11 protein-coding genes are annotated in these 12135 nt (G+C 40.6%); all 11 read right to left on the bottom strand.

Annotation, left to right across the window (positions count from 1 at the left end):
* Positions 1–196: 196 nt before the first annotated feature.
* The 11 genes from J8L85_RS00355 to J8L85_RS00305 all read right to left on the bottom strand — a co-directional run bounded on the left by J8L85_RS00355 (position 197) and on the right by J8L85_RS00305 (position 12089).
* Positions 197–340 carry a hypothetical protein gene (locus J8L85_RS00355; protein ID WP_211013727.1) on the bottom strand — a complete coding sequence of 48 codons (144 nt, stop codon included), beginning with the start codon at positions 338–340 and terminating at the stop codon, positions 197–199.
* 237 nt (positions 341–577) lie between these two features.
* Positions 578–1411: a 4,5-DOPA dioxygenase extradiol gene (ygiD, locus tag J8L85_RS00350; RefSeq protein ID WP_211013726.1), complete on the bottom strand. Its 834-nt coding sequence runs from the start codon at positions 1409–1411 to the stop codon at positions 578–580.
* Between the two features lie 29 nt (positions 1412–1440).
* Positions 1441–2514, bottom strand: a complete 1074-nt coding sequence (locus J8L85_RS00345) for an FUSC family protein (protein WP_211013725.1) — start codon at positions 2512–2514, stop codon at positions 1441–1443.
* A gap of 307 nt (positions 2515–2821) precedes the next feature.
* Complete coding sequence (locus J8L85_RS00340) at positions 2822–3763, bottom strand: carbon-nitrogen hydrolase family protein (protein ID WP_211013724.1); 942 nt, start codon at positions 3761–3763, stop codon at positions 2822–2824.
* Between the two features lie 108 nt (positions 3764–3871).
* Positions 3872–5023: a PepSY-associated TM helix domain-containing protein gene (locus J8L85_RS00335; RefSeq protein ID WP_211013723.1), complete on the bottom strand. Its 1152-nt coding sequence runs from the start codon at positions 5021–5023 to the stop codon at positions 3872–3874.
* Between the two features lie 51 nt (positions 5024–5074).
* The gene (locus J8L85_RS00330; protein ID WP_211013722.1) at positions 5075–7444 is read right to left on the bottom strand and encodes a TonB-dependent receptor; all 2370 of its coding nucleotides are present in this window, start codon (positions 7442–7444) and stop codon (positions 5075–5077) included.
* A gap of 373 nt (positions 7445–7817) precedes the next feature.
* Positions 7818–8678 carry an SDR family oxidoreductase gene (locus tag J8L85_RS00325; protein WP_211013721.1) on the bottom strand — a complete coding sequence of 287 codons (861 nt, stop codon included), beginning with the start codon at positions 8676–8678 and terminating at the stop codon, positions 7818–7820.
* Positions 8679–8731: 53 nt separating this feature from the next.
* The gene (locus J8L85_RS00320; RefSeq protein ID WP_211013720.1) at positions 8732–9280 is read right to left on the bottom strand and encodes a TetR/AcrR family transcriptional regulator; all 549 of its coding nucleotides are present in this window, start codon (positions 9278–9280) and stop codon (positions 8732–8734) included.
* A gap of 145 nt (positions 9281–9425) precedes the next feature.
* The gene (locus J8L85_RS00315) at positions 9426–10475 is read right to left on the bottom strand and encodes a M14 family metallopeptidase (RefSeq protein WP_211013719.1); all 1050 of its coding nucleotides are present in this window, start codon (positions 10473–10475) and stop codon (positions 9426–9428) included.
* Positions 10476–10575: 100 nt separating this feature from the next.
* Entirely contained in the window at positions 10576–11094 is a 519-nt protein-coding gene (locus tag J8L85_RS00310) for a DUF4442 domain-containing protein (protein ID WP_211013718.1), read from the bottom strand.
* Between the two features lie 65 nt (positions 11095–11159).
* Positions 11160–12089 (bottom strand): HAMP domain-containing sensor histidine kinase, encoded by a 930-nt coding sequence (locus J8L85_RS00305; protein WP_211013717.1) that lies wholly within the window; start codon positions 12087–12089, stop codon positions 11160–11162.
* Between the last annotated feature and the right edge of the window lie 46 nt (positions 12090–12135).

The following is a 12135-nucleotide window of genomic DNA, read 5'->3' as shown; positions in this document are numbered from 1 at the left end:
ATCCATAATTCCCGACAACTTTCAAAACGCTCGGTGACCCACTTATAACATCCTCTTTCGCATTTCGGACAACGGTGCCTTCAACTTATTTATATATTGAAAATTAAATTTTTTCTATCCACCTAAGATGGAGCCTAAAGGCCATTTACGGGTAGAAGTCACAGACTTCGCAGAGCGGAGTTCTTTTATTTTCTTTTCAATTCATCAAGAGTTTTTCCTTCTTTATTTTTCCATTTGGTCCAGCCGTTTGTTTATCGTCAAAAATCTTATGCTTATTGATGATTTTTTCTACTTCAGATTCCGAGCCTGAATTGTAGAGTTCCCAAAATATTCTTTCCATATTTAAAAGTTGAATTATTGTTTTCTTTTTTTGTTCTCAATTTTAATCACATGAATCGCGGTAAACATTATTGAGTAACTATATAGATATCAAGCTCCAATAATCGGGGGGAAAGCGGACCAAGGTCCGTATTTGCAATATAAAAATTCTTACACTTTTTTCTTACGAAAAAGCGTAACCGAGCACTAATCAGGGTGTTATTGTAGGAAGGTGTATAGGGGCACTACTTTATGACAACTATAAATCGGCTTCTATTTTTACGGAGGTCATAGAAAGGGAACCGGCCACGGGCTTATCGTTAAAGAGGCTTATTTTTTCGTTCTCTTCTTTTAAGGCCAGTGCATATAACAAGGGCATGTAGTGCTCGGGTGTGGGGATGGCAAGGTCAAAGGCCGTACCCTGGGATTTAAAATCGATTAGTTTTTGGTGTTCCCCGTTAAGAATAAAACGTTTCATTTTCTCATTGGCCTCCGTGGCCCAATCAAAGGCATAGGTTTCGTTCAGTTTGTTCCAGGCCACCATACGAAGGTTATGCACCATGTTACCGCTTCCGATAATAAGAACACCCTTTTTTCGTAGACTGTTTATTTCCTTGGCCAGTTCGTAATGGTGTTTTGGTGGTTTAGAGTAGTCTATACTCATTTGTATTACCGGAATATCGGCATTGGGGTATAGGTGTTTTATAACACTCCATGCGCCGTGGTCGAGTCCCCATTTATGGTCTAGTTCCACTTGGGTGCGTGTAACTAGGTTTTTTGTTCGTAGGGCCAATTCTGGACTTCCAGGTGCTGGGTATTGCACATTGTACAAGGCTTGGGGAAAACCGCCAAAATCGTGAATGGTTGGGGGTTGCTGCATGGCCGTTACATAGGTGCCCTTGGTTTCCCAATGTGCCGATATGCATAAGATGGCGTTGGGCCGTACCAGTTCTTTTCCCAATTTACGGAAAGAGGCAACAAATTCGTTTTCCTCTATGGCGTTCATGGGGCTTCCATGACCAAGGAACAATACGGGCATTGGAGCCGTGTTACCCATTTCGGCGGTCATTTTATTTAAATTATGTAGGCTCATAGCGGTATTTTTAAATCGTTGTGCGGAGGTTAATGTCTCTTGACTATTTTTTCCAATTGGTTTATAGAGGCATATCTGATTTTCTCTTTGTGTAGCACCCAGCCCCCAAGTGCACCCAAAATACTACCCATAACTATTTCCCAGAAACGTAGCGCGATCAAGGTGTCGGGAGTGCTAAAAATGGGGTTGGCGGCTTCGTTCAATAATACGGTGAAAGGGGTAATGAATACCACGGCAAACGCATACTGTTTTACAACAAGCATTTCTATAATAAGTTGCAGTACTATAATTGAGATACAAATGGATAGCGGTGTGTAATTGATAAAGTTGAACAGGCACCAAGTAAGGCCCAGGCCTACAAAAGTGCCCAATATTCTTTGAAACGTGCGTTGTCTGATATGATATAACGATGCCCCTTGCATAACCGCCGCACAAGATATCGGAATCCAATAGGGGTTGTCCAATTTAAGCAAGTTTCCTATAGCTAGAGAGGATAACATAAATATTCCGACAATGAGGGCTTCCCAGATATCGGCATAGGTATTGCGTTCAAAAATGGGCTTTATGGTTTTGGTATTCGATTGTTTTTCTTTTTGTGAAAGTATCAATAGGTAAACCAATGCAAAAATGCAGGCAAGCATGGTGCCCAAGCCCATTAATCCGATTTTTATGGGTATGGAGCCAAGGTCAAATGGTTGGCAAATGGTCATTGCAGCTATCAATATAAAAAAGAAACTTCCGGGCGGTGATGTTTTATAGAACAAAACAATCCAGTGTACGGTCATTGAAAAGAGGCCAAAGGCGATGACGGATACCCAGGGGTCAAAGCTGAACAACAGACCAAATGCCGTAGATACCATAAAACCAAAAGAACACACCAAGAGCGTTAATATTCTATTGGTGAAGGAACCCGTCTCCGGTAGATAAATAATGATTAATCCGCCTAAGCATGCGGTGAGCCCGTACTTTAAATTGTCAAAATATAAGCCTATCAATAGTGGTAGACCTATGCTAATAGCGGTAAGTATGGGTTTTTGCCATTTGTTTTCCGACGACTTTAAAGCAAAAAGAAGTCGAATTTCTTTGGTTATGCTACTATTCATGTTCCTCTTCATGTAAAATTACCATCGTGGAACGGCCCAACGGTAGTTTCCGTCATGGTATCTATTTTCCACGTCAACTATTAAATTTCTTTTCGGGTTTACCGGTACCGATGCCGTTTTTAGCTATAATTGGCAAGGTTTTAAAGTCGATGACAGTATGGTTGGTCGTAACGCTAAAATTGAATGTACACCGGTATGTAATACCCCATTTTAGAAGCTACAAAGATACGTAGACCTTGGCTCAAGACCCAATGTTACAAGAATTATTGAGCGTGAAGTTTTTATGGATGCCTTGGATCGGCACTGGCTATTTATCTTTTTGCCGACTGTTTTCTTTTTTAATTTCTGGTTGATGGACCACGTTAAAGTCAAAAATGTCGTTTCTGGAATAATGGCCTATGACATCAAAATCCAATTTGCTAAGGTTGATCTCTTCCAAATCCAATTCCGCTATCAAGGCACCGGCTTCACCAAATAAGGGGCCTGCGATTATCTTGCCCATGGGCGAAACGATTACACTGCCTCCGGGGCATATATTTTCTGGCTGGTCCGCTACCAAAGAACGGTATTTTTCTGGGTACATAGATTTTGTAAAGAACTGGTTGCAGCCCATTACAAAACATCGGCCTTCTAAAGCAATATGCTGCATGGTGGCGGTCCACTCCGGCCTAGAATCGGCCGTGGGGGCGATGTAGATCTCCACACCTTTTTTATACATGGCCATTCTTGCCAGGGGCATTAAGTTTTCCCAACATATAAGTCCGCCCAATTTGCCTATTTCGGTGTGGAAGGTGACCAGAGATTCACCGTCGGCCTCGCCCCAAACGATCCTTTCAGTGCCCGTAGGTTTTATTTTTCTATGTACGCCCAGTAGACCATTGGTGGGTGAAATGTAGAGCATAGAGCAGTATAGGCTTCCGTTCACCTGCTGTTTTTCGGTGACGCCGATAACCAAATATGCCTGTTCTGACCTCGAGAGCTTTTCCAGTCTTTTTATATCGTCACTTTCTATGTCTATGCTGTTTTTGTAAAACTCCGAATACAGTTTTCTGCCTTCGTCGGTTCTGCTTCCAATGGTTGCACCAAACGAGAACCCTCTGGGATAGCCCGGGATAAAAGACTCCGGAAAAACAATGAGTTCGCAACCTTGTTGTGCGTACTTTTTGGTCAGCATTTCTACTTTATCCAATGTTTTGTCCTTGTCAAAGAAAACGGGGCTGTCTTGGATCAGGCATGTTTTTATTTTCATCTGTTTCGGTTTTGAAATTCTTTGTCCGGTGGTTCGGAGATAAGCAACTAATGTAGTAAATACGTACCGATTAAGAAACAGTAAGAATTTTTCTGTTCGAACAAATGATCAGATAGTTCTTTTAGAGGCTATTTTAACGCTTTCGGGCTTTTTTTTGTAGGTTCTGCCATACCACAGCAACATACCGGTAACCGGTAACGATGCGGTCAAAAGGCTTACCAAAAAGGCAATGATCTTACCGGCGATACCACCAATGGCACCAATATGGATATCGTAGTTCATACGAATGATCTTATCGGCCACTTTACCATCTTTGTATTTGCCGTACACACTTGGGGTTTCTATTTCTTCTAAGGTGTTTTGGTCAAAAAACCGATAATCGGCATCGTAAAATAGACTTTTGCTATTAGAGACTTCTACGTAGATACTTTCGTTTTCGTAAGTAGGGTAGTGCAGTTCGTAGGCTTCGGCGTTCGGGGATTCTTGCATCAACTTGGAAAGTAATTTATCCATAGGTCGTGCGTTTGGGTCGGCCAAGGGGCCGTTTATGTTTTGCGGAATGGTAAATACAACTTCCTTTTCGCCGCCTATAGATTTGTATACCCCGTTCATGAGCCAATTGTATGACATTAAAGAGCCGGTAAAAGCCAATATTAATGCGAGGAAGCAGATATAAAAACCAATAACCGTGTGTAGGTCAAAGTTCTTGCGTTTCCATCGGGTGGTCTTTTTCCAGTCAAATTTTAGGCGCTGTTTTAGGTTCTTCCGTTTTTTTGGCAGCCAGATGATAAATCCGGAAATAATAATAACGATAAAAATCAGGATGGAGACGCCCACCACCTGTTCGCCGATACCTGCGGGCAACCACAATCGCATATGCCCCTTTAGAACAAAAGCAAAAAACCCACTAAGGTGGTCGTCTACCTGTATCACCTCGCCGGAATATGGATTTAAGAATACACTACGGTAAAATTCGGGCTCCGGGTCGTAGAAGATAACTTCTACGGCATCGTCCGCTTTTTTATAGAGCGTACCGTGAATATGATGCTCGGGGAATATATCCTTGGCAATTTCCTTTGCTTGCGAAGGCATTAAAATAGGGCTGTTCTGGGGCTCCACTTTTTTATAGTGATCGTACGTACTTTCAATCTCTTCCTTAAAAGACCAGCAACAGCCGGTAATGGCCACAATAAAGACTACAAGGCCCGTGCTAAGGCCTAGTGTTTTATGTAATTGAAATACGAATTTTTTAAAAGTCATGCCTATAATTTTAAAGGCAACCCACATGGGGCTGCCTTTGTAAAATGCATTTTAGAACTTAAAGGTAAAAGTACCTAATATAGTTCTTCTCTGTTGTGGCGTAACCGTGCTCCAGCCCGAATAATAAGCTTTGTCGGCCAGGTTATTGCCTTTGACGCTAATTCTAAATTTATTGGTTTCGTAATAAAGTGACGCATTAAAAATGGTGTAACCGGGAATCATAAAACTGCCGGTGGTAGCCTTGTAATCTACCATGGTATCATATTCCGTTTGGCCATTAAAGCCGGCCCCGGCCCCAAAGTTTTTCAAAAACCTGTAGTCCGTCCAAAAATTATAGGTAATCTCAGGTCCCGATTCGCCGTATCTATTGCCCTCCAATTGTCTTGCGGAAGGGGAGTCGGTAATTTCAGAATCGTTATAGCTAAAGCCAGAGTGGATGTTCAGGCCTTCTATAGGGTTGGCATTTACTTCCAGTTCTATACCCTGACTGTTAATTTCCAAGTCTTGGGTCTGTGTGGCCCAGTAATATTTGTTGTCCACATTAATGTTGTAGTAGCTTAAAGTAGCCTCCAGTTTACTGTTGAACAAGTTCGATTTTGCCCCTATTTCCAACTGATTGGCTTTTTCTACATCATACGCCTGTAGGGTAACCTCGCCAGAATCGTAGTCTGTGATATATTGTGGATTTACATAAGAAAATCCGTTTTGATAGTTGGCGAAGATCGATAGTTGATTAAGGATAGGTTGAAAAACGATTCCGAATTTTGGGGATAGGGTAGATTCTGTGTATTCTGTATCGTCGTCGGTATCCGTTTTTCTGTCACCTTGGTAATCGAAACGGTCGTAACGAACACTCCCCATTACCGATAAAGAAGGCAATATATTGATGACATCCGACACGTAGGCCCCAAAAATATTCTGACGTATATCGCTATCTAAATATCCAAGCCCCGATAAGGCAGCGCTTAAGTTTTCTGCATTGATTTCAGGTTCGCCGTAGATGCGGTCACCGGTAATATCTATCGTATGCAAATACCCCCAATTAGAGCTATTGTCGATGATGTTGTAGTCTAGGTAATCGGCACCTACCAACAATTTGTTCTGTACGTTGCCTATTTTAAAGGTTCCCGTAAAGTTTTGCTGTAAATTAAGGGTCTTGGTCTTAGAATCGGTGTCTTGAGCATATAGACTAAAAGTATCTTCGGCACCGTTCCATAAATAGGTGTAGTATCCTAAAGATTTTGCGATACCGCCAGAGACCAACGTTTGTGAAGACCATTGGTCCGCAATTTTCCAGGCAACTTCACCACGGTAATTCTGGGTAATGTTCTCTATCGTAACATCGTTGCTGGTGAAAGACAGGTCGGTGTTATAACCCAACTCGTCTATAGAGCTGAAGGTAAGAGGGGCATATCGGTTTAAGAACAAGAAGGTCTCGTTGGTCTGTTCGTTCTCGGAAGCCTCGTACGAAAAGTTAAGGGTTAGGTCGTTATTGACCTTGTACGAAATGGAGGGCGCTACAAAGACCGATTTTTTTAGACCGGCATCCTGAAAGCTATGTTCTTGTTGGAATCCTGTGTTAAAACGTAACGACAATTGGTCGTTAGGACTTATGTTTACATCGGCGTTCAGCTTTGCAAAATCGTAAGATCCGCCCGAAAGGGTAATTTCTCCACCGGTACCGCTATGGGGTTTTTTGGTAACAATGTTTATTAGGCCGCCATAGGAGGTCACCGCACTACCGAACAAAGTTCCGGAAGGGCCTTTGATCACCTCTACACGTTCTACGTTAGAAGGGTTTATAAAACCGTTGGTAATACCGGCTACACCGTTTACCAATTGTGGTTGTACCGCAAAACCACGGCTAGAGTAGTAACCGGCACCATCGCCACTTCTACCGGTAGAAGACCATAATTGGGTAATACCAGCGGCGTTGGACAAGGCATCCTTAAAGGTGTTTACCGATTGCGAAACCAACAACTGATTGGTAATGGTGTTGTACACCTGAGAGTTCTCTATGTTCTTTAATGGCATTTTAGAGACATAGGCCGTTTCTTTTCTAGAGAACTTGTTGCGGCGTTCCGCTTCTACGATCACTTCGCTCAATATTTCATTGCCTTCGTATAAGATGATCTCGGCAAGATTTACATTTTGGTCGTTGATAATTGAAAAAGGAACTTCGCGAGTCTTAAAACCGAGATACGAGAGCGAAAGCACATAGTCTCCGTTGGATAGACCGTTGATGTCAAAGACCCCTTGGTCGTCGGTCTGTGTTCCTTTGATCGTGTTTTTTACGAGGATGTTAACGCCCATTAAGGGGTTTCCGTAGTTATCGGTGACGTTTCCGCTTACTTTGGCATCTTGGGAAAAACCGAAATACGACAGCAGTAGTAAGGTGAAACTAGATATAAAATATTTCATTAGGCTTATTTAGACTTAATATGAATAGGTAAAATTTCGGGCAAATGTATTTCCCAATTACAAGTAATCCAAATTATTTGTATTAAATCTAAATAAGAAATTTTAGGAAAGGGGAAAGAGGTATCGCAGGGGATGTTCTTTTTTATGTAAATGTAACGGTAGTATTGACTTTTAAAGGAGGTGTAATGGTTTGATGGGTAAGTATTTATCTGTAATTAGGGGGGCTGGTATAAACTTGCCCATTGTTCATGTTACAACAAAAGGCAAAAGCATTAGCGCCGAAACGCTTGGGCCCGGTGCAGGGAATTCTATATTGTCATATTCAATTTCCTGACTTGGGCAATGCTTTTGCCTGTTTAATAAGGTGTATTATCTATAAAAAACTTTCTTTTATTTGAGTCACCAATTTTGTGCCATCCGGGTCGGCTTTTGTCTTTAGTTCACAAAAATCCTCGGCCCATTTTGAAGTCCGTATTCTTAACGGAGGGTTGTCGTTCTGTGCTACTTGTAGTACTACTTGTGCTACCTCGGCGCCGGTTTGATATACCTGTTCGGTACTTTCGCTGGCCCTTTTTTGGTTTCCGGCCATATAGTTTTCGAAGATCGGGGCGTATTCCCCTGTGGCAAATGTTCCGTTTACGGCGGTCTTACCAATGGCAGATGCCGTAAACTCGGTACTTATTCCGCCAGGTTCAATATTACTGATCTTAATGTTGAAGGCATCACTTACATAAGTTGCCAAAGATTCCATATAACCTTCTACGGCAAACTTGGCACCGCAATACAACTCGTTAAAGGGTTGTCCGACAAGGCCTCCTACCGAGGTAATACTGATTATTTGTCCCGATTTTTGTTTCCTCATATGTGGTAGCACGGCCTGCGTACAAAATACCACACCATGATAGTTGACTTCCGTTACCCAGCGTATTTCTTCTTCGCTTGCTTGTTCGGTGGTTTTTGCAAAACCGGCACCGGCATTATTGACAAGTATATCTATTTTTCCGTCTTTTTTAATAATATGATCTACGGCAGATGTAATGGATTCTTTTTTGGTGACGTCAAGAGGAAGAATCTCAATGTCTAAATTTTCCTCTTCTATTCGCTGTTTTAATGCATCTGCTTTTTTAAGGTTACGCATAGTAGCGTACACTTTGTAATTGTTTCTGGCCAATAGTAAGGCGCTTTCAAATCCAACGCCGGTGGATGTTCCGGTAATTAATACATTCTTTTTCATTTTGATTTCAGTTTATGGAGTGAATGTTCATTCCAAATTATTGATAAATTTTTTTATTCCTTGATCGCATCCCATACCAATTGTAATTGATTTGAAATGGAAATGCGTTTTTCGTTTTGGTCAAAATACCATCTTAAATAAGACAATACGGCTCCGCCAATAAATATGATAAGCTCATCGGCCGGAATGTTTTTGATAATCCTGTTTTTTTGTCCGTGTAGAAGTAGCTCTATAAATGGTTGTGCCGATTTATTACCTTCTTCCTTACTCTTTTTAGTTATAATGGGTGATGCCTGTAATTGCACGATAAGCCCGTAATATGTAGGATTTTGTATAAAAAAGTCCAAAAAATTGGTATAATATTGTTCAAACTGCGTTTTTACCGGTTCGTTTTCATCAAACGGCACAAACACGGTTTTCTCTTTTTCTTTTATATACAAGTACAATTCATTGATCAGTTCATCCTTGTTTTTAAAATAATTGTAAATGGTCCCCATACCGGTACCGGCCTCTTTGGCAATTGCCGACATAGGAGTGTTGTGCACCCCGTTGTTCACAAGAAGCTGTAAAGCTGATAGTAATATGGATTCTTTTTTATTCACACTGCAAATATAGAATCTTTGGAATGAATATTCCAAACTTTGTTCAGATTATTTTACGGGGGATTTTATTTTTTACGTATCGATTCCTAAAAATAAAGGTCTTGACACTAAATCATGTTTAACAAAAGACTATATGGGTCTTTTGTTATTCATTTTCTTTGATGGATGTAATGCACATAACGGTGTCATCGATGTTTATGGGCGGTGTTGCCAATTTGTACAGAATAGTTCCGTCTTTGGGCGATTTGTACTCCTCCAACACCTTGCCGAACTCATCGGTGGTGTAACCGACAATGGCATCTTTTTTAACCTTGTCACCAGCTTTGTAGTCACTATAAAAAATACCTTGTACACCGGCATTGATATATACTTGGTCGGTACCATAGATTATATTTTCATGTGGTCCGCTACCATTATTGTACATATTCATTTCCGCAAGCATATTATGTATCGCTTTTAGTATCAAGTCTACATTTTCTTCCTGTACATTGCCCAGTTTGCCACATTCGATGCTCAGGGCCGTTTTACCATCCTGCACAGCTTGTTTAAAGGTGTACTTTGCGGGTTCTGTATCAGATAGCGAGTATCCGTAGGAAACCACAAGTTCAAAACCACTATTTTCCGAAAGTTTTTTTGCCAATGCCGTTTGATCGGGTTTTTGTTTGTTGTCGTAATAGCAAACAAACGGAATCAGGTCCTCGCAGGCATCGCCTCCATGTACATCTAAAAGAACATCGCTTACAGGTATAATATTGGTGGTTATGTAATGTGCTATTTGTTCTGTAATGGTACCATCGACCTTTCCGGGGAAAGCATTGTTCAAGTTCTTTTGGTCCTGCGGGTTTATAAAGGGGGTTCGGGTAAAAAAGGAAGCCGTGTTGGCTACCGGAATAATGATCAGGGTACCCGTAAGCGCTTTTATATCAATCTCGGCCATTAGTTTTTGTGTAGCCACGATCGGTGGGTATTCAAAACCGTGAACCCCGGCAATAATCGTGAATACGGGACCTTCGTTTGCACCTTTTACGATGGATATTGGCAAATAGCCCGAATTGCCCTCGCTATCGTTGAAATAAATCTGAATGTTCTCTTTATGAGGCCTTGCGCTGGCCGTATAGATGCTTTCAAAACTATTTTGCGATACAATTATGTTCGCTGTGAAAAAGAACAACAGCGATAACAGAGCTTTTGACATGGTGATGTTGGTTTTGCAATGGGTTTGTAAATAAAACATAGACGCTAACTAATACGGTTAATGATCTTGGCTCACGAACGTTCTGAGATAAAGAACAAATTTATTTGTTTTTACGTTTTTGCTTATAAAATTCTTTATCGGCTACGTAAATGGTTTTTCTCACTTCGCAAAAAACTTTGCTTTTCTCCTTATTGGTGAGTTGTGTTGTTTTTATTATTTCTATTTCTTTCTTTTCGGAAACTTGTTTCTTGATGTCTTCAAGTTCTTTTTCTGAGTAATCGAAATCCGCATATAGGTTTTCTTTTGCCGGCCTTTTGAAAAATATTTGGGCCGATTTGTCCCAAACTACATAGTCATCCCCGATCAAATTCATTAACTGAACCATCGGAAAAGGATCTACGGCCGAAAACATACTGCCTCCGAATATAGTGTTTACATAATTTCTGTTTTTATAGCTTATGGGAAGCTTAATTCTTATGTGTAATAGATCGGATGATACCTTAATGACTTTGGCAGTACTTCTTTTGTACATGGGAGACAAATTGAATCCGTGTTTAAAAAGCTTGTGCTCTGAAAATAGTTTTGAACCTATTTTTGCAATTTTTTTATAGATAGACATTTTGTATTTGGGTTTCGATGTTTGCAGGTAACGGGGGCAAAGGTAGAAAGTATTGTTTTCGGTATTTAATCTTTAGGGGAAGAACGGGGCAATATGATAGAGATTTTCGTTCCTTTTCCCGGTGTGCTTTCTATAGCCAATCTTCCGTTGTTTTTCTTTAAGTAGTCGATACAGGCCTTTAGTCCAAAACCTGTGCCTTTTTCATCTGACGTACCCAATTGGGTAAACAGTTTTTCGCCTTCGAATATGGTATCTATTTCTTCTTTGGAAAGTCCAACACCAGAATCTTTGATTATGGTGTGCACTTCATCACCACGTACCTTTAGGCAAATATGTATTTTACCGTTTTTAGGAGTGAACTTGATAGCGTTGTGCAAAACGTTTCTAACGATAAAAGCATAGTTCTGTTGGTCGGCATATATGGTGCTGTCCAAATCGCCAATGGTAAAATCTATTTGTTTTTCCAGTAACAGACCTTCGAACAAACCACCAATTTGCGTTAAGATATCGTTGCATTTGAACAGGGTAAAATTGACCGGTTTATTTTGAATTTGGTCTTGGGACCATTGTAATAAATCGGTTAAAAATATGTCGAGGTTCGCAATATGTTTAGACAACTTACCTAAATACTCTTTCTCCGTTTTTTTGTCAAAATCATTAAAGGCCATCGAATAAACCAAACTCTGTAGGGTGGCGATGGGGCTTCTTATATCGTGCGATATTAATGTAAATAGTTTTTTGTTGATGTTATCCAACTTGGCAAGTTCCTGCTTCTGTTTTTTTATTTTTTGGGTATACCCATAAACAATTTTAGATATCGGGTACGATATAATTATGGGCATTACCAAGGCAAGTGTAAAACCATAGGTAAAATTGGCCACCTCTATAAAACAGGCGGACAATAGAAATAAAAAGAGGGAAAAAAGTACAGAGACAAAGACAATTCTATACGGCTTACTTAGTAGGTTTTCTACTTTTTCTATGAATTTGGGCATGTTATCTAAAATTCTTCAGGGGACTACAATGCATGATGATTGTGTA

The sequence above is a fragment of the Maribacter sp. MMG018 genome (assembly GCF_018100785.1).
Lineage (GTDB): Bacteria > Bacteroidota > Bacteroidia > Flavobacteriales > Flavobacteriaceae > Maribacter.
The sequence above is the reverse complement of the archived record's forward strand: the minus strand, read 5'-3'. Positions and strand labels throughout refer to the sequence as shown.

Coding starts and splice junctions, on each gene's coding strand:
- J8L85_RS00355 (WP_211013727.1), bottom strand. CDS start 340: ATGGAAAGAATATTTTGGGAACTCTACAATTCAGGCTCGGAATCTGAA.
- ygiD (WP_211013726.1), bottom strand. CDS start 1,411: ATGAGCCTACATAATTTAAATAAAATGACCGCCGAAATGGGTAACACG.
- J8L85_RS00345 (WP_211013725.1), bottom strand. CDS start 2,514: ATGAATAGTAGCATAACCAAAGAAATTCGACTTCTTTTTGCTTTAAAG.
- J8L85_RS00340 (WP_211013724.1), bottom strand. CDS start 3,763: ATGAAAATAAAAACATGCCTGATCCAAGACAGCCCCGTTTTCTTTGAC.
- J8L85_RS00335 (WP_211013723.1), bottom strand. CDS start 5,023: ATGACTTTTAAAAAATTCGTATTTCAATTACATAAAACACTAGGCCTT.
- J8L85_RS00330 (WP_211013722.1), bottom strand. CDS start 7,444: ATGAAATATTTTATATCTAGTTTCACCTTACTACTGCTGTCGTATTTC.
- J8L85_RS00325 (WP_211013721.1), bottom strand. CDS start 8,678: ATGAAAAAGAATGTATTAATTACCGGAACATCCACCGGCGTTGGATTT.
- J8L85_RS00315 (WP_211013719.1), bottom strand. CDS start 10,475: ATGTCAAAAGCTCTGTTATCGCTGTTGTTCTTTTTCACAGCGAACATA.
- J8L85_RS00310 (WP_211013718.1), bottom strand. CDS start 11,094: ATGTCTATCTATAAAAAAATTGCAAAAATAGGTTCAAAACTATTTTCA.
- J8L85_RS00305 (WP_211013717.1), bottom strand. CDS start 12,089: ATGCCCAAATTCATAGAAAAAGTAGAAAACCTACTAAGTAAGCCGTAT.